This is a genomic window from Xanthobacter lutulentifluminis, assembly GCF_043194675.2.
In the GTDB taxonomy this organism is placed as follows: Bacteria; Pseudomonadota; Alphaproteobacteria; order Rhizobiales; family Xanthobacteraceae; genus Xanthobacter.
In genome coordinates, this window is record NZ_CM195525.1 from 2,205,221 (window position 1) to 2,230,225 (window position 25,005).

Below are 25,005 nucleotides of genomic sequence, written 5' to 3' on the forward strand. Positions count from 1 at the left end.
AACATGGCGGCGCAGCTGGGGGAGAGAGAATGAGCAAGACCAACCGGGGCAATTTCTTCGAGGACTTCAGCGTGGGCCAGGTGATCCGCCACGCCACGCCGCGCACCGTCACGGAAGGCGACGTGAGCCTCTACAGCGCCCTTTACGGCACCCGTTTCGCGGTGCAGTCGGCCGACACGTTCGCCCAGGCGATCGGCTATCCGCGCGCGCCGGTGGACGACCTGCTGGTGTTCCACGTGGTGTTCGGCAAGACCGTCCCCGACATCTCGCTGAATGCGGTGGCCAATCTCGGCTACGCCGGCGGCCGCTTCCTCGCCCCCGTTTTCCCCGGCGACACCCTCACCGCGGTGTCCGAGGTGATCGGCCTGAGGGAGAATTCCAACGGCCAGAGCGGCGTGGTCTACGTGCGCTCGGTCGGCTTCAACCAGGACGGCGTCGAGGTGCTGGACTATGTGCGCTGGGTGATGGTGCGCAAGGCCGACTTCTCCGTGCCCGCGCCCGAGCCGGTGGTCCCCAAGCTGCCCGCCGCCCTCGCGCCCGACACCCTGGGCAACGCCGTGCCGCTCTTGGACATCGAGGGCTGGCGTGACGACCTCTCCGGCTCCACCGCCCGCTTCGGCGACTATCAGGTGGGCGAGCGCATCGACCATGTGGACGGCATGACCGTGGAGGAGGCCGAGCACATGATCGCCACGCGCCTCTACCAGAACACGGCGAAGGTCCACTTCAACCAGTTCACCGAGGGCCAGGGCCGCTTCGGCCGCCGGCTCATCTATGGCGGGCACGTGATCTCGATCGCGCGGGCGCTGTCCTTCAACGGCCTTGCCAATGCATTCCACGTGGCGGCCATCAACGGCGGGCGCCACGTGGCACCGCTGTTCGCGGGCCTCACCGTCCATGCCTGGAGCGAGGTGCTGGATGCCCAGCCCCTGCCCGGCCGCGAGGACGTGGGCGCGCTGCGCCTGCGCACGGTCGCCACCAAGGACCGCGCCACCGCCGACTTCCCCTACAAGAGCGGCGAGGAATACGACCCGAGCGTGATCCTCGATCTCGACTACTGGGTGCTGATCCCGCGCTGATCGGGGGCCCGAGCGGCGCCCGACGCCCGGGCGCCGCGCAACGGCGAGGGCGGCGGCAGGGGCACCGGCCCCGCCGTCGGCTGGCCGCGCCCGGCGCCGCCGAAGGCCGAGACGAAGCGCCACACCTCCTCGCCCGAATCGATATCGCCGCTGCGCAGGCCGAGGAAGGGCGTGGCGAGGTCCGGCTTCGTCTCCACCCGCGCCGGCGACTGGTGGCCGCCGCGCTCGATGGTGATGAGCTCCACCGCCGCATTGTCGCGGCACCCGTCCCAGCGGCGCAGCTCGGCGGTGGTGCCGTCGGTGGTGTCGAGATCGGGCAGCGCGCGGGTTTCCGCCGCACCGCACGCATTGAGCCGCGCGAACAGCTTGGCGCTGTCCGGAGCCGAGAGCGTCGCGCCGACCGGGGTCCAGAAGCCGGCATAGGCGATGACCGAATCCGCCGTGCCGTGGATGAACTGGATCGGCACCGGCCGCGCCGGCTGGCACTCCTCCCGGTAGTTCGCGGGGGCCGTGGCCATGATGGAGGAATAGGCGGCGAACAGCTCGGCGTGCTCGCAGGCCATGCGCTGCACCATGAAGCCGCCGTTGGAGATGCCGGTCAGGTAGATGCGGCCGGGATCGGCGATGCCGTCGGCCACGAGCCGCCGGACCAGGGCGACCAGGAACGCCACGTCGTCGCCCGGGCGCAGCACCGCCTTCAGCCGCATGGCGGCCGGGCGCCCGTCGTTCCACACCCGCCCCTCGCCCTCGGGATAGACGGCGATGAAGCCATGGGCAGCGGCGGCGGCGTCGAGGCCGAAATAGGCGCGGAAGCTCTCCGGGGTCTGCGCCGCCCCGTGCAGAGCGATCACCACCGGGGCAGGACCGGGCAGCACCCCCTCGGGCGTGACGATCGTCGCCCGCCGGTTCTCGCCGCCGGCCTCGATCCGCAGGTCCCGAACCTGCGCCGCCCGCGCGGGAGCGGCGGGCAGAATCAGCGCGAGCAGGAGCCCGATTACACCCATCGCGCGCCATGCCGTTGCGGCAGCGACACAATCCCCCGGCCGGGGCCCGGGAATCCGCCGCGCGCCTCCGGAATGGCGCCTGAGCGGCAGAGTGGCCGCGCCCGAGCTTGGCATGCGTCAACAAATCCTTCCGGCGACAGGGTTTTTGCGTTTCGCGGAGCGCCCTTCCCATGGCGGCACATTAGGGCAAGGCCGCGGCAAGGCTGTGGCCGCAGCGCCACAGTTCCCTAACCTCAGCCGCCTTTTTGACATGAATCAAACTTTTGGCTGTCGGCGGAAGCCATGACTCTGCTGCAATATATCTCGGAAATTTGAAGTCGCGGGAGCGGGGCAAATGAAGAAGTTCGGTCTGGGTGCCATTCTGGCTGCGGGTATCGCGGCCCTCACGGCCGGCAGCGCGATGGCTGCCGATCTGTCCACCCCCGTCTACAAGGCGCCGGCGGTGGAAGAGCCCCTGTCTCCGTGGCAGATCCGCGTGCGCGCCCTGTACGTGATGCCGGAAGACGGCGGCTCGGTGGTCGGCATTCCCGGCTCCAGCCTCACCTATTCCGACTCGGTGGTGCCCGAGCTCGACATCACCTACTACTTCACCAAGAACATCGCGGCCGAGCTCATCCTCGGCGTGACCCCGCACGACATCAACGGCGCGGGCACCATCACCGGCCTCGGCCAGGTCGGCAAGGTGTGGCTGCTGCCCCCCACCCTCACGCTGCAGTATCACTTCACCGACTTCGGCGCGTTCAAGCCGTACATCGGCGCCGGCGTGAACTACACCACCTTCTTCAGCCAGAGCACCAGCAACCCGCTGCTGTTCTCGTCCATCGACGTGCATGACGCGTGGGGCCTCGCCCTCCAGGCCGGCTTCGACTTCATGATCGACCGCCACTGGGGCTTCAACGTCGACGTGAAGAAGATCTTCCTGGAGCCGAGCTTCACCCTGACCACGGCCGGCGGCGCCACCGTCCTCGGCGGTGCCGACCTGAACCCCTGGATCTTCGGCACGGGCGTGACCTATCGCTTCTGATCGGTTCTGCCAGAAAAAGACACGCAAGACGGCGCCGGTTTTCCGGCGCCGTTTTCGTTTGCGTCGGCACCGGCCCGCATGTCGCCGGGCGACCGCGCTGCAGCAACCCACCGCGCGCGCAGGCCGCATGCAACGATCATCCAATTGCGGCGCCGACCGTAAGCCGCTTTAAAGCCCGCCAAGGTGCTTTGGAATCGTTGCGAAGTGACGACGATTGAGATACCTGATCGGTCGATTTTTTGGAGGAGGCCCATGGCCGACAGCCCTCAGCGCATTGATCGCCCCCTTTCGCCCCACCTGCAGATCTACCGGCCGCTGTTCACGATGGTGATGTCCATTGTGCACCGCATCACCGGCATCGGTCTCTATTTCGGAACGGCGATCCTCGTCTGGTGGCTGCTGGCCGCCGCCACCTCGCCCGCTGCTTTCGACACGTTCCGCGCGGTCGCCGGCTCGCCGATCGGCCTCATCGTGCTGTTCGGCTACACCTGGGCGCTGCTGCACCATGCGCTCGGCGGCATCCGTCACTTCATCTGGGACTTCATCCACGGCTTCGGCCCGAAGGAGCGCCTGCTCCTGGCGCAGGCGACCCTCGCCGGCTCGATCGGCCTCACGGTGATCCTCTGGATCATCGGCCTTGCGGTGAAGTGAGGAGACCGACATGAGCAGCCCCTCCCACGGCCATTCCCCCATGCGCACGCCGCTCGGCCGCGTGCGCGGTCTCGGCGCCGCCAAGTCCGGCACCGACCACTTCTTCAAGCAGCGCGTGACCGGCCTCGCCAACCTGGTGCTGATGATCGCCTTCATCGGCATCGTCATCTGCCTCGCCGGCCAGGGCTACGCGCAGACCCGCGCCGTCCTCGGCAATCCGCTGGTCTCGGTGATCCTGCTTCTCACGCTGCTGTCGGTGACGACGCACATGCGCATCGGCATGCAGGTGGTGATCGAGGACTACGTCCACGCGGAGGGCCCGAAGGTGCTGCTGATCGTGGCCAACACCTTCTTCTCCATCGCCATTGCCCTCGCCGGCGCCTTCGCCGTGCTCAAGATCAGCCTGGGAGGCTGACACATGGCCGATACCGCGACCAACGGGGCCGCCGCGCCCGGCATCAACGGCGCCGCCTACCCCATCGAGGATCACACCTACGACGTGCTCGTGGTCGGCGCCGGCGGCGCGGGCCTGCGCGCCGTGGTGGGCTGCTCGGAGGCGGGCCTGCGCACCGCCTGCATCACCAAGGTGTTCCCCACCCGCTCCCACACCGTGGCCGCCCAGGGCGGCGTCGCCGCCTCGCTCGGCAACATGGGCGACGACAAGTGGGAATGGCACATGTACGACACCGTCAAGGGGTCGGACTGGCTGGGCGACCAGGACGCCATCGAATATCTCGTGCGCAACGCGCCGGCCGCCGTCTACGAGCTGGAGCACTGGGGCGTCCCGTTCTCCCGCACCGAGGACGGCAAGATCTACCAGCGCCCGTTCGGCGGCATGACCACCCATTTCGGCAAGGGCACCGCCCAGCGCACCTGCGCCGCGGCGGACCGCACCGGCCACGCCATGCTGCACACGCTCTACGGGGCGGCGCTGAAGCATCAGGCCGAGTTCTTCATCGAGTATTTCGCCATCGACCTCATCATGGATGAGGAAGGCCGCTGCCGCGGCGTGGTGGCCATCAAGCTCGACGACGGCACCATCCACCGCTTCCGCGCGCACCTCACCGTGCTCGCCACCGGCGGCTACGGCCGCGCCTACTTCTCCGCCACCTCGGCCCATACCTGCACCGGCGACGGCGGCGGCATGGTGCTGCGCGCCGGCCTGCCCCTGCAGGACATGGAGTTCGTGCAGTTCCACCCCACCGGCATCTACGGCTCGGGCTGCCTCATCACCGAGGGCTCGCGCGGCGAGGGCGGCTACCTGACCAACTCCGAGGGCGAGCGCTTCATGGAGCGCTATGCCCCCTCGGCCAAGGACCTCGCCTCCCGCGACGTGGTCTCGCGCTCCATGACCATGGAGATCCGCGAGGGCCGCGGCGTCGGCAAGGCGAAGGACCATATCTTCCTGCACCTCGACCACCTCGACCCCGCCATCCTCCACGAGCGCCTGCCCGGCATTTCGGAGAGCGCGAAGATCTTCGCCGGCGTGGACGTGACCCGCGAGCCGATCCCGGTGATCCCGACCGTGCACTACAACATGGGCGGCATCCCCACGAACTATTACGGCGAGGTCCTGGACAAGAGCCAGGGCGACCCGGACAAGGTGGTGCCCGGCCTGATGGCCATCGGCGAGGCGGCCTGCGTCTCGGTGCACGGCGCCAACCGCCTCGGCTCCAACTCGCTGATCGACCTCGTGGTGTTCGGCCGCGCCGCCGGCCTGCGCGCCGCCGAGCTGGTGAAGCCCGGCGAGAAGCACCGGCCCCTGCCGGAGAACAGCGCCGAGCTGGCCCTCGGCCGCCTCGACAAGTTCCGCTACGCCTCGGGCGGCACCCCCACCGCCGAGCTGCGCCTCTCCATGCAGAAGGTGATGCAGAACAACTGCGCCGTCTTCCGCACCGGCGAGGTGCTCGAGGAGGGCCGCAAGCTCATCCACGACGTGTTCAAGGCCTCGAGCGACATCGGTGTCACCGACCGCTCGCTGGTGTGGAACTCCGACCTCATCGAGACGCTGGAATTCGAGAACCTCATCTCGCAGGCCATCGTCACCATGGAGAGCGCGGCGAACCGCCAGGAAAGCCGCGGCGCCCATGCGCGCGAGGACTTCCCCGAGCGCGACGACGTGAACTGGATGAAGCACACGCTGGCCTATTTCGACACCTCGGCCGGCACCGTGCGCCTCGACGACCGTCCGGTGCACACCTACACGCTGTCCAACGACATCCAGTACATCGAGCCCAAGAAGCGCGTGTACTGAGCCTTAATCGACCGCGCGCGGGACGCACCAGGGGTGCCCACCGTGCGCGGCCATGGCCAGAAATCCTGCGGGCGGTTCCCGCTCCAGCGTTCCAGGACGTCCCATGGCTGAATTCACCCTTCCGAAGAACTCCCAGATCACGCCCGGCAAGGTCTGGCCGAAGCCCCAGGGCGCCAAGAAGCTGACCGAGTTCCGCATCTACCGCTGGAACCCGGATGACGGCCGCAACCCGCGCATCGACACCTATTATGTCGATCGCGAGGACTGCGGGCCGATGGTTCTGGACGGCCTCATCTACATCAAGAACAAGATCGACCCGACCCTCACCTTCCGCCGCTCCTGCCGCGAGGGCGTGTGTGGTTCGTGCGCCATGAACATCGGCGGCACCAACACGCTCGCCTGCACCAAGGGCATGGACGAGGTGCTGGTGAAGGGCGTGGTGAACGTCTATCCGCTGCCGCACATGCCGGTGGTGAAGGACCTCATTCCCGACCTCACCCGCTTCTATGCGCAGCACGCCTCCATCGAGCCCTGGCTGCAGACGGACACCGCCGCCCCCGAGAAGGAATGGCGCCAGTCCAAGGACGACCGCGAGAAGCTGGACGGCCTCTACGAGTGCATCCTGTGCGCCTGCTGCTCCACCTCCTGCCCGAGCTACTGGTGGAACGGCGACCGCTACCTCGGCCCGGCGGCCCTGCTGCAGGCCACCCGCTGGCTGAAGGACAGCCGCGACGAGCGCACCGGCCCGCGCCTCGACAACCTGGAAGACCCCTTCCGGCTGTATCGCTGCCACACCATCATGAACTGCGCCCAGGCGTGCCCGAAGAGCCTGAACCCGGCCAAGGCCATCGCCGAGATCAAGAAGATGATGGTCGAGCGCCAGATCTGACGCACGCCACCTTCCGTCCGGTTCAGGGACCGCCCGCCACCCGGCGCGGCGGTCCCTTTGCTTTCGGGCCCTTGCCCGGCGGTTCCGGCCACCGCGTGCGGCCGCCGACACCACACGATCGCACTGCGCCGCGTGCAGCGCTTCTCAACATCCCGCATTCCGTGTTAGCGTCTTAACCTTGATGCGAAGACCTGCCGGAGGAGCAGACATGCCTATCTCGCGCGTTCTGTTGCCGGCGGTGCTCGTCGTCGGCCTTTTGTGGGCGGCCATCGCCTATCCGTCCGAGATGTTCACGCTCATCGGCAGCTCGGTGCTCACGCTGACCACCGCCAGCAGCATCGTGTTCTTCGCCTTCGTGATCCTCGCGACGCTGTTCGGCTTCGAGCGCACGTCCGGGCGGCATCTGGCGCCGGCGGCTCCGGTCCATACCCACCGCTCCCTGCGCGACGAGGTCTGAGGGCCGCGCCGGCTAGCGCCGGCACACCGCCGGCGCCCACGGGCTCTTGCGGTAGAACGGCCTCAGTTCGATCACCGAGATCCGATCCCACAGCTTGCTGCGCGGCTCCGGGCACAGGCGCAGCATGGCCGAGGTGGGATTGCCCTTCCAGCTCTCGGGAATGTTCACCACCACCGAGAACACCCCGGCGCCGAACACCGGATCGCGCGCCCACCAGCCCGCCGGCAACCGGTCGCGCAGGTAGGTGCGCAGGATCAGGAACGGATCGAACGGATAGGGGTCCACGTCGGGATCGATGGGCGGCAGGGCAGGCAGCTCGCCGAGGCTCTGCATGGGCGAAAGCTGCGCCTGCGCGGGCGCGGTGCCGGCCGCGGCCAGGATGCCCAGCGCCAGCAGCGCAACCCCTGCGGCCGACGGACGGGCCCGCAGGCGCCAGCGCCCGGCGGCACCGCCGCCCTCTCCTCCGCCTCCACCGACCGCGCTCACGCCCGCTTCCTCCCGTCGCCCTTTCCAGGGGATGTCCGCCTCAAGCCGCCGGCCACTGCCGACCCGGCCCCGCCCGGGACCAATCCCGCGTCCATGGTGCCCCGGCGCGCGGGCCGGCGAAAGCATGCGTCCGGGACCATGAACGGCGGCCGGAGCAAAATCGACACGTCCCCCGGCCCGTCCGCTTCCCTCCGCGCCGCGCGCGCACTAATGCTCCCTCATAGTGCCGGATCGGCGGCGGGGGAATCACCCCCTCGCGATCAGCGGGAAGGCGCGGCGCGCCGCGGGACGAAGGAATGCGAGGCGTGGAAGCATCAGGGCTCAGGTGCCACATGCGCCCCGCGCGCCGCCCCCGCCGGAGCCACCCGTGAGCACGACGCCGTCCGGCTCCCTCCTCACCCTCGTCCGCACCTACGGCACCTACGCCGCAGCCATGATGGCGCGCGGGCTGGAGCTGGTGGGCAAGCTCGGCCTCTACATGATCGGCGCGCGGGCGCTGGGCGTGCATGATTCCGGCTATTTCTTCCTCTGCCTCACCGTGGTCGGGGTGCTGGCCACGGTCTCGCGCGGCGGCTTCGAACGGGCGGTGGTGCGCCATCTGGCGGCCGAGCTGGCGGTGGGCCAGGGCCGGGCGGCACGCCACGCCCTGCTGACGGGCGGCGCGGCGGTGCTGGCCCTCGGCCTTGCGGTCTCCATCGTCACGGCGGCGCTGGCCGGGCCGCTCGCCACCTATGTGTTCCGCGACCCGGAGGCCGAGCGTCCGCTGCTGCTGTCGGCGCTGGTCATCCTGCCCCAGGCGCTGTGCTACTTCATCGGCAACGCCCTCATCGGCTTCCACCGCGGCGCGGCCGGGCAGCTGGTGCAGAACGGACTGTGGCCGATCCTGACCCTCGGCGCGGTGGTGGCGGGGGTCCATTCCCTCGACGGCATGCTCTACGCGCTGGCGGCGGCGAACATGGCGGCGACGGTGGTGGGCCTCGCCCTGCTGCTGCGCGTGCGCGGCCAGTTCCGGGACCACGCCGCGGCCGGGGTGCCGGCCGAGCCCCTGCCCGCCCTGTGGCGCACCGCGCTGCCGCTGTCGCTGGTGGAGATCGTGCAGATCCTTCTTCCCTCGCTGCCGGTGCTGCTGCTCGCCACCTTCGGCCTGCCCTCGCAGGTGGGCGCCTTCAGCGTGGCGAACCGCATCTCCATGCTGATCTGGGTGGTGAGCACCTCCATCGGCAGCGTCGCGGCGCCCTCCTTCGCCGCCCGCCACCGGCAGGGCCAGCTCGCCGAGCTGCGCCACCTGAACCGGCGGGTCCGGCTCGCGGTGGCGGCGCTGGGCGTGCCCATGGTGGCGGTGATGGTGCTGTTTCCCGCGCAGGTGCTGCATCTGGTGGGGCCGGGCTTCGAGATCGCCTCCACCGCGCTGATCATCCTGGGCCTCGGCCAGCTGGTCTACTGCCTGCTGCCCTGTCAGGAGATCGTGCTCGCCATGGCCGGCCACGGCGGCACGCTGCGCTGGCTCACCATCGGCCAGACGGCGGTGTGCGTTGTGCTGTGCGTGCTGCTCATCCCGCCCTTCGGCATGATCGGCGCGGCGATCGCCACCGCCGTGTTCGCGGCCCAGCTCGCGATCGGCGCGAGCCTGGCGGTACGCCGGCTGATGCCGCAGGCCTTCTGAGCGGGGGGCGCAAACCCTCCGTTAACCGCAAAGTAATGGCGCCGCTGCACTTTTGCAGGGAACCTTCGGGGCCGGCCTGCGGCAGGCCACGGGTGACGACACCATGACCTTATCGCCGGACGGCCGCGCCGCGGACGAAGCAGGGGGACGCATGTTGATGCCGCAGGCGGCGCAGCCAGGCGCCGGCGAGAGCCTCGCGGACACCGCGCCGGCCACAGGCGCCGGCTTCACGCTGCGCGACTTCCTGATCGCCGCCTTCTACCACATCCGCATCGTGCTGATCGCCGGCCTGCTGCCGCTGGTCATCGCGCTGGGCGCGGCGGTGGTGAGCCGCACCGAATACACCGCCTCCAGCCTGCTGATGGTGATCGTCAGCCGCGAGGTCTCCAGCGCGCAGAACGTCACCGACAGCGGACCGGCGGTGCTCAGCATCGAGGGGCTGAAGCAGGTCGAATCGGAGGTGCAGATCATCGAGAGCGCGGACGTCGCCCGCGCCACCGTCGAGCAGATCGGCATCGACCGCCTGTTCCCGCCCGGCCGCCTCGCCGCCATCACCCGCCTGTTCAGCTCCGACCAGGACCTGATGGACAAGGCGGTGGAGCGCTTCCAGGGCACGGTGCGCGCCTCGGTCCAGTCCGGCTCCAACATCATCCGCGTCAGCGTCACCAATCCTGACCGGGAGGTGGCGGTGGAGGCGGCCGACGCGCTGGTGAAGAATTATCTCGCCGCCCGCCGCCGCCTGTTCGAGAACCCCACCGCGAAGATCCTGCAGCTGGAGGTCGCCCGCTTCCAGAAGGACCTGACGGGGGTGGACCGCGAGATCGAGCAGCTGAAGGCGAAGGCCGGCATCATCGATTTCAGCCAGGACGCCATCCTCGCCGCCAACCAGGTGGACAGCATCCTGCAGCGCCGGCGGCAGATCGCCGAGCGCGAGGTGGCGGTGACCGCCCAGCTGGGCGAGGCCGAGCGCCAGCTCTCCGCCCTCCCCGATTCGGTGTTCGACTTCACCGAGAAGACCGACGCCCTGCCCGGTGACGAGGACGGCAACACCCTGACCAAGCTGCTGCTGGAGCGCGACCGCGTGGCCAGCCAGTACGCCGCCGGCAGCCCGCTCATCCGCGAGCTGGACAAGCAGATCGCCACCGTCAGGGCGAAGATCAAGACCCGCGCGGACCGGCGCTATTTCACCGATCGTGCCGTCCGCAACCCGCAGGTCAACTACCTGCAGAACATGATCCTGAGCCTGAAGGTGGAGCAGGATGCCCTGTCGCGCCAGAAGGGCGAGCTGGTGGAGCAGCAGCGGGTCGCCGAGGAGCGCCTCGCCATGCTGCGCGGCGCCGAGACGCCGCTGATCGAGCTCAATCGCAAGCGGGATTCGCTGAGCGAGGGCTTCAAGGAATACGAGCGCCGCGCGGTGGCGGCAGGCCTCGAGGAGGCGGCGGCCCAGTCCCGCCAGTCGGCGGTCCGGGTGGTGCAGGGCGCCGGATCTGCGGTGACCAAGCGCTCGCTGGTGCTGCCGCTCATCGGCGGCGGCCTGTTCGCGGCGCTGCTGTTCGGCGGCGCGGCCGGAGCCATCGCCTCCACCCTGCGCACCTCCTTCATCATGCCGAGCGAGGCCGAGCGCGGTCTCGGCCTGCCCACCCTCGCGGTGCTCGACGAGGGGGCCGAGGCGGCCGACGGCAGCGGTGCGGAAGAAGCGATCGGCAGCTGCGCGACGCTGCTGCTCGACACGAGGATCGACGACGAGCCGCTGCGGGTGATGCATTTCCTCGCGCCCGAAGCCGACGACAGCCTGCCGTGGTTCACCCGCCGGCTGGCGGAGGAATTCGCCGCCCACCGCCAGCTCCGGACCCTGCTGGTGGACCTCTCCTCCACCGCGCCGGCTCCGCTCACCGCGGGCGCCGTCGAGGTGCGCGGCGGCATCGCCGTGGCGGGAACGCCCGTGCCGCTGCTGTGGGTGAGCACGCCGGATGCCGCCCGCTCGCCGCTGCTCGACATCCGCCTGCCCATCGCCGAGGCCGAGCTGATGATGGCGGAGCTGAAGGGCGCGTTCGATTGCGTCGTGATCTCGTCCGATCTGCCGGGCGCCTCGCTGGTGACCCAGCGCTTCTGCCAGCTGGCCGACGGCAACATCCTCGCGATGCAGGCGGAGCGCACCCGCAAGCCGGCCGCCCTGCGCCTGCGTGATTCGGTGGTGGAGAGCGGCGGCCTGCTGATCGGCCTGCTGTTCCTCGGCCGGCGCTATTACCTGCCGCACTGGCTCTATCGCCGCGCCTGAGACGGCCGGCCTCCCCGCACGCACATCCTCGACGGGCCGCCGCGCTACCACGCCGGCGGCCCGCTGTGTTTTGTGGCCTCCGCCGAACGCCGCGCGCGATCCACGGTTCCCCGGCACCGCGACTAAGCCATCGTTAACCATGCGCCTTTAGGGTGGCTTTACCACGTTCGGAGGTTTCGCCGCCTTCGTCCGCAGGGCGGCCCGGCCGCTCCGGCGGGCGGGCCGCCGGGGCCCCGATGGAATGCGCAGCGGGAGTTGGTCGATGGTCTTGCCAGAGTGCGGCGTGGTTGACACCGCTCGCGACCCGGCGCCGGGACACCGTTCCGTGCGCGGCCTGTCCCGGGCCGCCCTGCGGCGCACCGGCGTGCTGGCCGCCTGCCTCGCGCTCGCGCTCAACGGCTGCGCCGCCATCGCCACCTCGCAGAACACGGGAACCGAGCCGTTCACCACCGGCCACGAGCTGCGCTTCACCGAAACCACGCTGCAGCGCTTCAAGCCGTGGAACGACCAGATCCCGAGCTACCGGCTCGGCCCGGGCGACAAGGTCAAGATCAAGTATTTCCTGACCCGCGACATGGACGAGGACCTCACCGTCAGCCCCGACGGGTCCATCGCGCCGCGCGCCATCGGGCAGATCCGCGTGGAGGGCTCCACCCTCACCGGCGTGCAGGAATACATCCGCCGCGAATCGCGGCGCGAGCTGGCCGACCAGAAGGTGGTCGTCTCGCTGGAGGAGGCGGTCTCGGCGCGGGTCTATGTGGGCGGCACGGTCTCGCGGCCGGGGGCGTACAAGCTCGCCGACATGGGCACCAGCGTGCTGCAGGGCATCCTGCTGGCGGGCGGCTTCACCGACGAGGCCCGCACCGGGCAGGTGGCGCTCATCCGGCGCGGGCCGAACAACGAGCCCATGCTGCGGCTCATCAACGTGCGCGAGGTGATCGAGACCGGATTCGACGCCAACGACGTGCCGCTGGTGACCGGCGACATCATCTACGTGCCGCGCTCGTCCATCGCCGAGGTCAATCTCTGGATCGACCAGTTCATCAACAAGGTGGTGCCGTTCCAGCGGCAGTTCAGCTATACGATCGGCTCCTACTCGCAGACCGGCGGCGGCGGCTCCTCCTTCCTCCAGTAGCGCGGAGGAACGGGCGACCGCGCACGCCATCGGCCGTGTTGGGGCCACCGACAGGACACCCCGGACACGGGACACCACCGACCAGGACCAGAACGCCCGGAGCCAAGATGCTCGCCGAGCCCCACTCCGCCCCCGCCTACCGGACGCAGACGTTCCTCAACGTGCCGTTCGCCTGCCTCGACGTGGGCGGCACCGCGCGGCTGATCGAGGCGCGGCCGTTCGGCACGCCGTTCAGCTACATCATCACCTCCAACGCCTCGCACCTGGTGCGGCTCAACCGGCTGAAGGACACCCGCCTCGCCGAGGCGATCGCCGACGCCGGCCTCAACACGCTGGACGGCTCGGTGCCGCACTGGCTGGCGGAGAAGGCGTTCGGCCTCGACATTCCCCTGTGCCCGGGCAGCGACCTGACCATCGAGCTGTTCGAGCACGTGATCCGCCCTGACGATCCCATCACCATCATCGGCGGCTCGCAGGACATGCGCGACCGGCTCGCCGCGCGGTACGGGCTTTCCACCATCCACCTGCACGTGCCGCCCATGGGCTTCATCGACGACCCGGCGGCGGTGGAGGCGGCCATCCGCTTCGTGGAGGAGCACCCGGCGCGCTACGTGTTCCTGGTGGTGGGGGCGCCGCGTTCCGAATATCTCGCCGCCATGATCGCCCGGCGCGGCCGCGCCGTGGGCACCGGCCTGTGCGTGGGCAGCGCGCTCAACTTCCTCACCGGCCTCGTGCAGCGCGCCAGCCCCGCGTTCCGGCGGCTCGGGCTCGAATGGCTCTACCGGCTGGTCCAGAGCCCGAGCACGCACATCCAGCGGGTGTTCGTGGATTCGCTACCCATCTTCCTCGTGGCCGCGCAGGCCAAGCGCGATCCCGCCGCCTTCGGCATGGCGCGCGACACGGCGCCGGGCCGGCCGGACCGGTCGTGAGCGCGCCGGGGCAGCTCCCCCAGCGCCCGCCGGCGCGGCGGGTGGTGATGCCCCTGCGCCGCAGCGCCACCGGCGTGCCGCTGCCGGGGGTGCACGACGCCGCCCGGCTGTTCGCCAAGGCGGCGCTGGTGGCCTCGCTGCCCCTGTTCGCGCAGGTCTTCTACTATCTGAACGAATATCCCCCGCCCTACCTGCTGTCCAAGGCGTGGCCCTTCCTCACCATGCCGCTGGCGCTCTACGGCATGATCCGGCTGCGCCTGCCGGCGGGCGGCATGTATCTGGTGGTGCTGGCCTATGTGCTCGGCTTCACGCCGCTGGTGTCCATGATCCAGCTGGGCAACGGCTTCGTGGATGCGCTGACCACCACCGTGAAGGCGTGGCCCTTCACCTTCTACTTCAGCCTGTCGGCCATGCTGGCCCTGCTGGCGGTGCCGCCGGCGAGCATCCGCACGGCGGTGCTGGGCTTCGGCGCGGCGACCTACGTGCTGATGGTGCTGATCTACGCCGTCGCGCCCACCTCCTGGTATGCGGACAACCCGGCCGACAGCAAGCTGCTGCTGTTCGACACCGAGCGCGGCTACCGCGTCTACATGCCCATGTTCTTCGGCATGATCCTGGTGTTCTTCCTGGCCCGCGCCAGCGTGCTGAAGCGCAATGTGGTCTACGGCGCAGGCATCGCCCTCGCCTTCCTGCCCATGCTGCTCATCTACAAGCAGCGCGCCGCCATCGCCGCGGCGCTGGTGGTGGTGGCGTTCGGCATGGTGATGTCGCTGCCGCCGCGCCTGCGCCGCATGGCCATCGGCCTCGGGATGATCGCGGTGGCGGCCGGCCTCGTGCTGGTGGCGCGCAAGCTGGGGCTTGTTCCCGGCGGGCCCTCGGCCAACGTGGAGGACACGCTCGGCGCCTCGCTGTCGGTGCGCCAGAACTCCTCCGCCCTCGCCTTCGCCTTCCTCGGCGACGATCCGCTGCGCTGGCTGTTCGGGGTGGGCGCCACCACGCGCTTCAGCACCGTCACCCTCAACGACATCTTCGGTAACGAGCAGTTCTTCATCGCCGATCTGGGCTGGATCGGCGTCATCTTCGAGTATGGCGTGGTCGGCGCGAGCCTGCTGGCCGCGCTCTACGGCTGGTGCCTCGTGTGGGTGATGCGGGCGACGCGCGGCAGCGCCGATCCGTTCGCCCTCGCCCTCGGCGACTATGTGCTGTACCTGATCGTGAGCTCGGCCGTATATTCGGTGGTGTTCACCCCCGGCGAGCTCGGGGTGGTGATGGCGCTGTCGGTCTATCTCCATCGCTGCCGCACGGTCGCGCCGGCGCCAGCTCCCGCGCCACGCCCGCGGGGGCCGCGCATCACCTTCGGCCGGGCACGCCTGCCGGGCCGTCTCACCTGAGCGCCCGGCGCGGAGGCCCGATGCTCGTCTCGCTCCAGTATCTGCGCGCGCTGGCCAGCCTGATGGTGGTGGTGTTCCACCTCGGCGCGCCGCTGCAGCGGCTGGGGCTCACCGCGCCCTGGCCCCAGTCGGGCGCGGCGGGCGTCGACATCTTCTTCGTGCTCAGCGGCTTCCTGATGCTGGTCACCACGCGCAATCCGGCCATCCGGCCCGGCGACTTCTACCTGAAGCGCATCGTGCGCATCGTGCCGCTCTACTGGATCGTCACCACCGCCACCCTCGCCTTGCTGCTGGCGGCGCCGCAGCTGGTGAAGAGCGGGCAGGCGGACGCCTGGCACATCCTTGCCTCCTACCTGTTCCTGCCGGCGCGCCACCCCGTGCTCGGCACGCTGGAGCCGCTGGTGGTTCCGGGATGGACGCTGAACTACGAGATGTTCTTCTATCTCGTCTGGGGCGCGGCCCTGCTGCTGCCGCAGCGCGGGCGCGTGGTCGCCGTCGCGATGCTGCTGGCGGCGCTGGCCGGGCTTGGCCTCGCGGCGCCGGAGAAGGGCGCGTTCCTCGCCTTCTACACCTCGCCCATCATGCTGGAGTTCGTGTTCGGCCTCGCCCTCGGGGTCTGGTACCTCAAGGGGCCGGCTCCGGCGCGCGGCTGGGGCTACGTGCTGATGGCGGCGGGGCTCGTCTCCCTGCTGGTGCAGGGCGGCGTTCCCGGGGCCGACCGGGTGATCCGCTGGGGCGTGCCGGCCGCCATGGTGGTGGCGGGCGCGCTGGTGCTGGAACGGGAGCGGCCGGTCGCCGCAATCGGCCCGCTCGTGCTGCTGGGGGATGCCTCCTATGCCCTCTATCTCGTGCACGGCATGATTCTCTCCGCCGTGGGCCAGATCTTCGCCCGGCTCGCGCCGGCGGGAGAGCTCGCCACCTGGCTGGCGTTCGGCGCCACAGCGGTGGGCGCGGCCATTCTCGGAGCGGTCGCGGTGCATCTGGCCGTCGAGCGCCCGCTGCTGCGGGTGATGACCGCCCGCCCGCCCCGGGCAGCGACGCCATGACGACGCGCAGGACACCCCCGGCCTCAGCCCCCGCATCGGGCGTCGCCCGCGGCCCCCGCGCTCGTGTCGCAGGGGCCGGAGCCGCCGTGAGCCTTGCCGAATGGCTGCGCCGGCGGTCTATTCCAATCTTGGGGCGCGCCGCGCGTGCTGCCGGGAAAAGCCGCCCGGCCGCCGGGCGGACGTGCGGGAATGCATCGGGGTCGAGCACTCCATCGGACTTCAGCGATCAGAGGACAGTGACATGTTGCGCCGGGTGAAGAAGCTCGTGAACGAACCGGCCTTCCGCGAGGCGCCGCTGGCCGTCACCGGCCGGGCGGTGTCGCTCGCCCTGCACGTGGCCCTCGGCCGCAGCCCGGTGGCCGAGATCACCCCCGGCGGCGCGCGCCTGAAGCTGCCGCCGGACCTGCGCTTCACCACCACCAGCGTGTACCTGCTGCGCGACAAGGTGGAGCCGGAGGTGCGCTATCTGGAGACCTTCCTGCGTCCGGGCGACGTGTTCGTGGACGTGGGCGCCAACATCGGCCTGTTCACCCTGAAGGCCGCCGCCTATGCGGAGCGCGTGGTCTCCTGCGAGCCCGGCGTCGCGGCGCGCGGCCAGCTGGCCGACAACCTCGCCCTCAACGGCTTCCGCAATGTCACCATCGTGCCCAAGGCCATCTCCGACGCGCTCGGCAAGGCGGTGCTGTTCCACAATCCCCTCGGCGACGACCCGCAGGCGTTCTCGCTGATCAACGACGGCACCAGCACCGAGAGCGAGGAGGTGGAGATCACCACCCTCGACCACCTCATGGCCGACCTCGGCCTGTCGCGCATCGACTGCCTGAAGGTGGACGTGGAGGGCGCGGAGGACCGCGTGATCAAGGGCGGGGCGCAGACCCTAGCCACCCATCACCCGAGCGTCATCTTCGAGATGAACTGCCCCACCCTGCTCAAGGACGGCGGCGACCCTGCGGCCGCGTGGAACACCCTGTCCGGCCTCGGCTATCGCTTCTTCCAGCTGCTGGACGACGGGGCTCTGAAGCCGCTGGCCACGCGGCCGACCGCCTTCGGCAACTATATCGCCCTGCATCCGGAAGGCCGGCTGATGCGCGAGCGCGGCGCCGCGCTCGGGGCGTGATGCGGCGCGGCTACGCGCGCCAGGCCGCGAGGCGCTCCACCACGGCGGGGCGCGCGGCAAACACGAAGTTGAGCACATAGACCGCGTCGTCACGCGGGTTGATGCCGTCCGGCCCCACCGCCGATGCGGGCTGGTGGCGCGCCGGGTCGAAGGCGGCGATGGGCTCAAGGCGCCCGTCCAGCCGGAAGAAGCCCTGATAGCCGAGCGGCTCCAGCAGGGCGCGCACCGCCGCCACCGCGCCGGGGCGGTGGCGCTCCTCGGCTTCCACCAGCAGGCTCGGCTGGTGTTCCGTGATGAGGTGGCGGGCGCCTTCCAGCACCTTCAGCTCGTGGCCTTCCACGTCCAGCTTGATGAAATCGACCGGCCCGGTGACCAGATCATCCAGCCGGGCGAGCGGCACCCGCACCTCGTCCATGGCGCCGCCCACGGCATGGGCGAGGTGGCCGTCGATGGTGGCGAGGGGCGAGTGGTCGCGCGGGACATGCAGCGTCGCCTCGCCGGGAACGGCGTCGAGCGCGGTCTCGAACAGGGTCAGCGTGCCGGCCGCGATCTCCGCCGGAAAGCGCAGGCGCAGGATGCGCGTGAGGCGGGGATTGGGCTCGAACGCCAGCACCCGGGCGCCGCCCTTCAGCAGCCAGTAGACGAAGAGCCCGCGATTGGCGCCGATGTCGCACACCGTCTCGCCCGGCTCCACCAGCAGCGGCAGCAGGCGCAGGTCGCTGCGCGGGTCGCGCGCTGCCCGCGCATCCACCCACCGGCACAGCCGGGCGAAGACCCATGGCATCCTGTGTTCAAGGAAGGATTTCAGCTGTGTCTGCACGCGCACCTTCCGTCGGCGCCCGATGCGTCACGGGTGCGCGGGTAACGCCGTCAATACATGGTCATACCAGAGGCGCCGGCGAAGGCAACGAAGCTCATGCAATCTGCAGGCAAGCGGGTTGAACGACGTGCGCAACCGCCCGAGCGCGGGCCCGTGCTCCGGGCCGCGCGGCCGGGCTGGTCGCGCGCCGGGGCGTTCTCTATCCTTCTCCGGCGATGACAGGAGAAGCACCTTGAGCGGCTCACCCGCGCCCCGCCCCGCCGTCTTCCTCGACCGCGACGGGGTGCTGAACGTGGATGCGGGCTATGTCCACGCCCCCGCCGATTTCCGCTGGATCGAGGGCGCGCGCGAGGCGGTGCGCCACTTCAACGCGCTTGGCCATCTGGTGTTCGTGGTCACCAACCAGTCGGGCGTGGCGCGCGGCTATTACGCCGAGGCGGACGTGGCCGCCCTGCACGGCTGGATGGCGCAGCAGCTCGACGCCATCGGCGCCCACGTGGACGACTGGCGCTACTGCCCGTTCCATCCGGAGGCCGTGGTCCCCGCCTATCGGGCGGCGCACCCGTGGCGCAAGCCGGCGCCGGGCATGCTGCTCGATCTCATGGCGCACTGGCCGGTGGATGCGGCGGCGAGCCTGATGATCGGCGATCAGCCCTCGGACATGGAGGCGGCGCGGGCGGCGGGAATTGCCGGCCACCTGTTCCCGGGCGGCGACCTGCTCGCCTTCGCCCGCGCGGTGGCACCGGCGCCGGCCGCAGGCGTGCCCGCCGCCGGCTGAGCCGACCTCAGGGCATGGCCTCGTCGCAGCCGGACAAGCCGAGCGTGACGCAGATGGCAAGGGCGAGCGAGCGGTAATCGGGATTGTCGGGCCCCGGAGGTCCGGGCGGCACCAGCCCGATGCCATAGAGCATGGCGCCGGCCTTCGGGTCCGCCATGGCCTGCGTCAGCAGCCGCACCGTGCGATCCACCGTGAAGCGCGGCCCGCCCGATTCGGACGGCATCACCTGGATGCCCAGCGCCAGCGGGCCGGACCACAGGCTGCGGTAGGCGCGGAAAGCCTCCTCCGGCCGGTAGGCGGGCCCGGCGTCGTACGACATGACCGACACGAGATCGAGCCCCTGCGCCACCGGCGACTTCAGCATGGCGCGCATCATGCCCACGAACGGACCGAACCGCGGCTCCGAGGCGGCGAACCGGCCCTCGCCATAGGCGCCGACGCTCCAGCCGGCCAGCGTCACCACCAGCGGCCGGGGCAGCGCCGTGCGCAGATCCTTCAGAACGGCGATGGACCGGGCATCGTCGCGGCAGGCGATGCGCCCGTCCGGCGTGCGGGCGCAGCCCGAATCGGCGGTCTCATAGTCGAGGTCCACGCCATCGGCGCCAAGGTCGCGGACCAGCCGGGCGAGCGCCTCGAAATTGCGGGCATCCCAGCCGAAGAAGCCCCAGCCTCCCACCGCCAGCAGCACCTTCGTATCGGGATGACGCGCCTTGAGCCGGGCGATGGCGCCCTTCAGCACCGTGCCCGGATAGGGCAGCCCGAGCCCGGTGCGCGACAGGTCGAGGTCGCCGGAATAGACGAGGTCCGGCTTCACGAAGCCGAGGGCGACGTGGGAGAGATAGCCCGGCAGCCGCGCCAGAACGGTGTCGTCCGGCTTGTCGGTGGCCACCTCCGACCAGGAGGCGAGATAGGCGAGGAACGGCCGCGGCCCGTCCGCCCGCGCGGCGCCGGGCGCGGCGGCCAGCATCACCCCCAGCGCCAGCGCTGCCAGCGCGCTCAGAACACGGCCGGCCCGGCCATGCCCTTGGTGACGGTGAGCAGCATGATTCTGATGTCGAACCATATGGACCAGTGCTCGATGTAGAAGAGGTCGAGCTCGACGCCGCGCTCGGCCTTCTCGAGGGTGTTGATGCCGCCGCGCATGCCGTTGATCTGGGCCCAGCCGGTGATGCCGGGCTTCATGCGATAGCGGGCCACGTACTGGCGGATGGCCTCGTAGCGCACGTTGGTGGCCACCTGCATGTTGGGCACGTGCGGCCGCGGCCCCACCACCGACATCTCGCCCCTCAGCACGTTGAGGAGCTGGGGCAGCTCGTCGATGGAGGTGGAGCGCAGGAAGGCGCCCACGCGGGTGATTCGCGGGTCGTCCCGCGTGGTCCCGCGCGAGCCGTCGTCGGCGGGGTCCACGCGCATGGTGCGCAGCTTGAAGCAGGGGAAGACCTTGTTGTTCAGCCCGACGCGGGGCTGGCGGAACAGGATCGGCCCGGGGGAGTCGAGCTTGATGGCGATGGCCGCCAGCAGCAGCACCGGCGCCACCAGGATCAGGCCCAGCGTCGCCACCACATAGTCCTCGACCCCCTTCAGGAGGCCCAGCGAGCCCTTCAGGGGCTGCTGCTGCACCTGCAGCGCCGGCTCCCCGGCGAGGCGGGTGAGGTTGGCGTAGTTCAGCATGAAGCGGTCCTGATCGAGCTCGACGATCACGTCGGCGGCGATCTGGTACATCTGGTTGGCGATGGCGCTGATGGCGGCCGGATCATCCCAGCTCTTGGTGATGACCACCGTATCCACCGGATTGTGCTTCACGAACTCCAGCAGGTCGCGCAGGCCGCCGCGCAGGGGCACGCCATAGGGCGCCACCGGCGGCGGCGTCATCTCGCCGGGCATGTAGCCGTCATCGAACAGGGCGACGAAGGTGAGCAGGCCGTCGGCGCCTTCCTCGTCGCGGTAGCGGCGGATCAGGTCGCGCGCGAGGTCCGGGTCGCCGATGAGCACCACGTTGCGGCGCAGGACGCCGTGGGTCTTCACCAGCGCCATGCCGATGCGCACCAGCACGAGGCGGCCGAACACCAGCGCCACCGCGGTGATGAAGCCCCAGCCCAGCACCGCCCACAGATTGGTGTCGCCTATGGGAATCAGCGCGTAGTAGCAGATGGCGACGAGGGCGCCCGCCGGCACGCCGGCAACGGCAAGGTGACCCAGCTGGCGTAACGGCCGCACGTAGTGCTCCACGCGGTAACCGCGGCCGGTCTGCAGAATCTGCACGAAGGCGAACGCGCCGACCACCCAGAGGATGGTGATCTGGCTCCACGACAGGAAATCCCACCGCCCATGCGCGACGATGCCGGCAAGGGCTGCCATGAGAAGATCACACAGGAGGACGAGCCGATTGACGAGCCCGTGGGTCCAACGTGTCATGCCCCCCATTCCCCGCAAGCCGGACGAACCGCCATCCCGGGCGCGACCGTAACCGCTTCTGCTTAAGAAGTGGTACTGCGTCAAGCAAGAGCACGGGCAGCTTGCGCCAAAATGGCAAAGAGCCGCACGGCGGATGCCGGCGGCTCCTTGGAAAAATGCCCGCGATGGGCGGGGCGGGCCGTGCGGGCCCGCCCGGTCCGGATCAGTGGCCGAAGGCCTTCACCACTTCCTCGGTCACCTTCTTGGCGTCGCCGAAGAGCATCATGGTGTTGTCCTTGAAGAACAGCTCGTTCTCGACGCCGGCGTAGCCCGCCGCCATGCCGCGCTTGATGAAGAGAACGGTCTTGGCCTTCTCCACGTCGAGGATCGGCATGCCGAAGATCGGCGACTGCGGATCGGTCTTGGCCGCAGGGTTGGTCACGTCGTTGGCGCCGATGACGAAGGCGACGTCGGCCTGCGCGAACTCGGAGTTGATGTCCTCGAGCTCGAACACCTCGTCGTACGGCACCTGGGCCTCGGCGAGCAGCACGTTCATGTGGCCCGGCATGCGGCCCGCCACCGGATGGATGGCGAACTTCACCTCGACGCCCTCCTCCTTGAGAAGGTCGGTCATCTCGCGCAGCGCGTGCTGGGCCTGGGCCACCGCCATGCCGTAGCCGGGCACGATGATGACCTTCTCGGCGTTCTTCATGATGTAGGCGGCGTCGTCCGCCGAGCCCTGCTTCACCGGGCGGGCTTCCGCCTGGCCGCCGCCGCCGGCCGCCGCGGCGTCACCGCCGAAGCCGCCGAGGATGACGGAGATGAAGGAGCGGTTCATGCCCTTGCACATGATGTAGGACAGGATGGCGCCCGAGGAGCCCACCAGCGCGCCGGTGATGATGAGCGCGGTGTTACCGAGGGTGAAGCCGATGCCGGCCGCCGCCCAGCCCGAGTAGGAGTTCAGCATCGACACCACGACCGGCATGTCCGCGCCGCCGATGGGGATGATGAGCAGGCCGCCGAGGATGAGCGCCAGCAGCGTGATGATCCAGAACAGCGTGATCGAGCCGGTGAGCACGAAGGCGACGATCAGGATCAGCAGCAGGATGGCGAGGCCGGCGTTGATGAGGTGGCGCGCCGGCAGCATGATCGGCTTGCCGCTCATGTTGCCGTTGAGCTTGGCGAAGGCGATGATCGAGCCGGTGAAGGTGATGGCGCCGATGGCCACGCCCAGCGACATCTCCACGAGGCTGGCCCCGTGCAGGTGGCCGGGATCGCCGATGCCGAAGGCGCGCGGCGCATAGAGCGCGGCCGCAGCCACCAGCACGGCGGCGAGGCCGACGAGCGAGTGGAAGGCGGCGACGAGCTGCGGCATCGCCGTCATGGGGATGCGCTTGGCCACCACCGCGCCCACGCCACCGCCGATGGCGATGCCGGCGAGCACCAGCACCCAGCCGATGCCGTCGGACGGCGGCGACAGGGCGAGGGTGGTCAAGATGGCGATGCCCATGCCCACCATGCCGAACAGGTTGCCCTGCCGCGAGGTGGTGGGGTGGGAGAGGCCGCGCAGGGCCAGGATGAAGAGAATGCCTGCAACGAGATAGAGCAGGGCGGCGAGGTTCGCGTTCATGATCCCCGCCTCACTTCTTCTTGGAGTACATGGCGAGCATGCGGCTGGTCACGAGGAACCCGCCGAAGATGTTCACCGATGCAAAGATGAGGGCGATGAAGCCGAAGATGCGCGCGCCCCAGGCGTGGCTGGAATCGCCCACGGTGGTCACGCCCACCGCGAGCAGCGCGCCCACCACGATCACCGACGAGATGGCGTTGGTGACGCTCATGAGCGGGGTGTGCAGCGCCGGGGTGACCGACCACACCACGTAGTAGCCCACGAACACCGCGAGCACGAAGATGGCGAGGCGGAACACGAACGGGTCGATGGCCCCGCCGGTGGCGGCATGGGCCACGCCGCCGATGGCGGCGCCGGCCTGGTCGGCATAGTGCTGGGCGGCTTCGGCCGCCTGGCGGGCCGTTTCGGCCATGGCGCGGGCTTGAGCGGCGGCGTCCGCCGCGGCTTGGGCAGTGACGGGATTCATCAGGCCGCTCCCTCAGTCTTGGGTGCGAAGTTGGGATGCACGACGGCGCCGTCACGGGTGATGAGCGTGGCCTTCACCAGCTCGTCGTCCCACTTCACGGCGAGGGACTTGGAGGCCTTGTCCACCATCGTCTCGAAGAAGTTGAACAGGTTCTTCGCGTACAGCGGCGAGGAGGAGGCGGCGAGGCGGCCGGGCACGTTGAGGTGGCCGACGATCTTCACGTTGCCCACCCACACCACCTGGCCGGGCACCGCGCCTTCCACGTTGCCGCCCCGCTCGACCGCGAGGTCGACGATCACCGAGCCGGGCTTCATGGAGGCCACCATTTCCGCCGTGATGAGGCGCGGCGCGGGCCGGCCCGGGATCAGGGCGGTGGTGATGACGATGTCCTGCTTCTTGATGTGGTCGGCGACGAGCGCGGCCTGCTTGGCCTGATACTCGGCGGACATGGGCTTGGCGTAGCCGGCGGCGGTTTCCGCCTGCTTGAACTCCTCGTCCTCCACCGCGACGAACTTGGCGCCGAGCGAGGCGACCTGCTCCTTGGCGGCGGGGCGCACGTCGGTGGCGGTCACGATGCCGCCGAGGCGGCGGGCGGTGGCGATGGCCTGCAGGCCGGCGACGCCGGCGCCCATCACGAAGATGCGCGCGGCGGGCACGGTGCCGGCGGCGGTCATCATCTGCGGCAGGGCGCGGTTGAACTCGGCAGCGGCGTCGATGACGGCGCGGTAGCCGGCAAGGTTCGCCTGCGAGGACAGCACGTCCATCACCTGCGCGCGGGTGATGCGGGGCATCAGCTCCATGGCGAAGGAGGCGACGCCGGCGCGGGCGAGTGCCGCGAGCGCGTCGTCATTGCCGTAGGGGTCGAGGATGGCCAGCACCAGCGCGCCCGGCTTGTACGACGAAAGTTCGGCTTCCGTCGGACGGCGCACCTTCAGTACCACATCGGCGCCGCTGAGGGTGTCGAAGGCGGTCGTCGCGATGGTGGCCCCGGCGGCGACAAAGTCCGCATCGAGAATGCCGGACCTGAGGCCGGCGCCCGTTTCCACCGCCACGCTGGCCCCGAGGCCCACGAGACGCTTCACCGTATCCGGGGTCGCAGCGACCCGCGGCTCGCCGAGATCAACCTCGGCGGGGACAGCGATTTTCATCTGAATTGTCTCCGATGCTCCGGCCCGTCAGGGGGTCAGAGGAGGAAGATCCACATAAGGACGAGGATGACGGCGACCGCGATCGCGCCCCATTTGGTCAGGGCGGTGAAAACGGCGTAGGTGCGCTCGTGCTCGACGTAATCGTTGCCATCGGCGATGGCGTATTCGGTCGTGGCGTGTTCAGCCATCTTTTCCCCCTGCTCCAGCGTTTCAATTGGCCTTTACCGGAGATGCGAAACTCTGGCAACTGGCCCCTGGCGTACAATATGCCAGATGGGAGACCGCGCTGAAGCCCTTGAATCGGCACAAGCCTTGACGCACCGCGGAAAAGATTTCCACGATTGCCGCGTGTTCTTGTTTTGTTCT

The 25,005-nt window shown here is 69.8% G+C and carries 24 protein-coding genes; 15 read left to right on the forward strand and 9 right to left on the reverse strand.

Annotation, left to right across the window (positions count from 1 at the left end; all coding sequences use genetic code 11):
- The first annotated feature begins 29 nt into the window (after positions 1-29).
- Positions 30-1,079, forward strand: a complete 1,050-nt coding sequence (locus tag V5F49_RS10060; RefSeq protein WP_394117446.1) for a MaoC family dehydratase — start codon at positions 30-32, stop codon at positions 1,077-1,079.
- On the opposite strand, the gene V5F49_RS10065 is transcribed toward V5F49_RS10060, so the two are convergent.
- Positions 1,055-2,083: a CE1 family esterase gene (locus tag V5F49_RS10065; protein ID WP_394117445.1), complete on the reverse strand. Its 1,029-nt coding sequence runs from the start codon at positions 2,081-2,083 to the stop codon at positions 1,055-1,057. The two genes, V5F49_RS10060 and V5F49_RS10065, sit on opposite strands and share 25 nt — an antisense overlap.
- Positions 2,084-2,417: 334 nt before the next feature.
- Here V5F49_RS10065 and V5F49_RS10070 point away from each other — a divergent pair, with 334 nt between their 5' ends.
- From V5F49_RS10070 to V5F49_RS10095, 6 genes are all read left to right on the forward strand, one after another.
- Positions 2,418-3,107, forward strand: a complete 690-nt coding sequence (locus tag V5F49_RS10070; protein WP_394117444.1) for an OmpW/AlkL family protein — start codon at positions 2,418-2,420, stop codon at positions 3,105-3,107.
- A 252-nt stretch (positions 3,108-3,359) separates the two neighbouring features.
- Positions 3,360-3,758 carry a succinate dehydrogenase, cytochrome b556 subunit gene (gene sdhC, locus V5F49_RS10075; RefSeq protein WP_394117443.1) on the forward strand — a complete coding sequence of 133 codons (399 nt, stop codon included), beginning with the start codon at positions 3,360-3,362 and terminating at the stop codon, positions 3,756-3,758.
- 10 nt (positions 3,759-3,768) lie between these two features.
- Entirely contained in the window at positions 3,769-4,173 is a 405-nt protein-coding gene (gene sdhD, locus V5F49_RS10080) for a succinate dehydrogenase, hydrophobic membrane anchor protein (RefSeq protein WP_394117442.1), read from the forward strand.
- Positions 4,174-4,176: 3 nt separating this feature from the next.
- Complete coding sequence (gene sdhA / locus V5F49_RS10085) at positions 4,177-6,012, forward strand: succinate dehydrogenase flavoprotein subunit (RefSeq protein WP_394117441.1); 1,836 nt, start codon at positions 4,177-4,179, stop codon at positions 6,010-6,012.
- 103 nt (positions 6,013-6,115) lie between these two features.
- The gene (locus V5F49_RS10090; RefSeq protein ID WP_394117440.1) at positions 6,116-6,901 is read left to right on the forward strand and encodes a succinate dehydrogenase iron-sulfur subunit; all 786 of its coding nucleotides are present in this window, start codon (positions 6,116-6,118) and stop codon (positions 6,899-6,901) included.
- A gap of 208 nt (positions 6,902-7,109) precedes the next feature.
- Positions 7,110-7,358, forward strand: a complete 249-nt coding sequence (locus V5F49_RS10095; RefSeq protein WP_394117439.1) for a hypothetical protein — start codon at positions 7,110-7,112, stop codon at positions 7,356-7,358.
- 12 nt (positions 7,359-7,370) lie between these two features.
- Here the strand turns inward: V5F49_RS10095 and V5F49_RS10100 are convergent, their stop codons facing one another.
- On the reverse strand, positions 7,371-7,844 hold the full coding sequence (locus V5F49_RS10100; RefSeq protein WP_394117438.1) for a hypothetical protein: 474 nt from the start codon (positions 7,842-7,844) through the stop codon (positions 7,371-7,373).
- Between the two features lie 367 nt (positions 7,845-8,211).
- Between V5F49_RS10100 and V5F49_RS10105 the strand changes: the two genes are divergently transcribed.
- The 7 genes from V5F49_RS10105 to V5F49_RS10135 all read left to right on the forward strand — a co-directional run bounded on the left by V5F49_RS10105 (position 8,212) and on the right by V5F49_RS10135 (position 17,403).
- Positions 8,212-9,507 carry a lipopolysaccharide biosynthesis protein gene (locus V5F49_RS10105; RefSeq protein ID WP_394117437.1) on the forward strand — a complete coding sequence of 432 codons (1,296 nt, stop codon included), beginning with the start codon at positions 8,212-8,214 and terminating at the stop codon, positions 9,505-9,507.
- Between the two features lie 151 nt (positions 9,508-9,658).
- Complete coding sequence (locus V5F49_RS10110; protein WP_394117436.1) at positions 9,659-11,785, forward strand: GumC family protein; 2,127 nt, start codon at positions 9,659-9,661, stop codon at positions 11,783-11,785.
- 325 nt (positions 11,786-12,110) lie between these two features.
- Positions 12,111-12,920, forward strand: a complete 810-nt coding sequence (locus V5F49_RS10115; protein ID WP_509210769.1) for a polysaccharide biosynthesis/export family protein — start codon at positions 12,111-12,113, stop codon at positions 12,918-12,920.
- A gap of 107 nt (positions 12,921-13,027) precedes the next feature.
- Positions 13,028-13,849, forward strand: a complete 822-nt coding sequence (locus V5F49_RS10120) for a WecB/TagA/CpsF family glycosyltransferase (protein WP_394117434.1) — start codon at positions 13,028-13,030, stop codon at positions 13,847-13,849.
- On the forward strand, positions 13,846-15,240 hold the full coding sequence (locus V5F49_RS10125; protein WP_394117433.1) for a hypothetical protein: 1,395 nt from the start codon (positions 13,846-13,848) through the stop codon (positions 15,238-15,240). Before V5F49_RS10120 ends, V5F49_RS10125 begins: the two co-directional genes overlap by 4 nt.
- 20 nt (positions 15,241-15,260) lie before the next feature.
- Positions 15,261-16,286 (forward strand): acyltransferase family protein, encoded by a 1,026-nt coding sequence (locus V5F49_RS10130; RefSeq protein ID WP_394117432.1) that lies wholly within the window; start codon positions 15,261-15,263, stop codon positions 16,284-16,286.
- Between the two features lie 241 nt (positions 16,287-16,527).
- Positions 16,528-17,403 carry an FkbM family methyltransferase gene (locus V5F49_RS10135; RefSeq protein ID WP_394117431.1) on the forward strand — a complete coding sequence of 292 codons (876 nt, stop codon included), beginning with the start codon at positions 16,528-16,530 and terminating at the stop codon, positions 17,401-17,403.
- Positions 17,404-17,413: 10 nt separating this feature from the next.
- On the opposite strand, the gene V5F49_RS10140 is transcribed toward V5F49_RS10135, so the two are convergent.
- The gene (locus tag V5F49_RS10140; RefSeq protein ID WP_394117430.1) at positions 17,414-18,187 is read right to left on the reverse strand and encodes an FkbM family methyltransferase; all 774 of its coding nucleotides are present in this window, start codon (positions 18,185-18,187) and stop codon (positions 17,414-17,416) included.
- Positions 18,188-18,455: 268 nt separating this feature from the next.
- Here V5F49_RS10140 and V5F49_RS10145 point away from each other — a divergent pair, with 268 nt between their 5' ends.
- A complete protein-coding gene (locus V5F49_RS10145) occupies positions 18,456-19,001 on the forward strand; it encodes an HAD family hydrolase (RefSeq protein ID WP_394117429.1) in 546 nt (181 codons plus the stop codon).
- Positions 19,002-19,008: 7 nt separating this feature from the next.
- On the opposite strand, the gene V5F49_RS10150 is transcribed toward V5F49_RS10145, so the two are convergent.
- The 6 genes from V5F49_RS10150 to V5F49_RS10175 form a co-directional block, all read right to left on the reverse strand.
- The gene (locus V5F49_RS10150) at positions 19,009-19,968 is read right to left on the reverse strand and encodes a glycosyl hydrolase family 18 protein (RefSeq protein WP_394117589.1); all 960 of its coding nucleotides are present in this window, start codon (positions 19,966-19,968) and stop codon (positions 19,009-19,011) included.
- A gap of 29 nt (positions 19,969-19,997) precedes the next feature.
- The gene (locus V5F49_RS10155) at positions 19,998-21,416 is read right to left on the reverse strand and encodes an exopolysaccharide biosynthesis polyprenyl glycosylphosphotransferase (protein ID WP_394117428.1); all 1,419 of its coding nucleotides are present in this window, start codon (positions 21,414-21,416) and stop codon (positions 19,998-20,000) included.
- 202 nt (positions 21,417-21,618) lie between these two features.
- The gene (locus tag V5F49_RS10160) at positions 21,619-23,025 is read right to left on the reverse strand and encodes an NAD(P)(+) transhydrogenase (Re/Si-specific) subunit beta (RefSeq protein ID WP_394117427.1); all 1,407 of its coding nucleotides are present in this window, start codon (positions 23,023-23,025) and stop codon (positions 21,619-21,621) included.
- Positions 23,026-23,035: 10 nt separating this feature from the next.
- Positions 23,036-23,491 (reverse strand): proton-translocating transhydrogenase family protein, encoded by a 456-nt coding sequence (locus V5F49_RS10165; RefSeq protein ID WP_394117426.1) that lies wholly within the window; start codon positions 23,489-23,491, stop codon positions 23,036-23,038.
- Complete coding sequence (locus tag V5F49_RS10170) at positions 23,491-24,639, reverse strand: Re/Si-specific NAD(P)(+) transhydrogenase subunit alpha (protein ID WP_394117425.1); 1,149 nt, start codon at positions 24,637-24,639, stop codon at positions 23,491-23,493. The genes V5F49_RS10165 and V5F49_RS10170 overlap by 1 nt, the downstream gene beginning before the upstream one ends.
- A 35-nt stretch (positions 24,640-24,674) precedes the next feature.
- The gene (locus V5F49_RS10175) at positions 24,675-24,827 is read right to left on the reverse strand and encodes an aa3-type cytochrome c oxidase subunit IV (protein ID WP_394117424.1); all 153 of its coding nucleotides are present in this window, start codon (positions 24,825-24,827) and stop codon (positions 24,675-24,677) included.
- Positions 24,828-25,005: the final 178 nt, after the last annotated feature.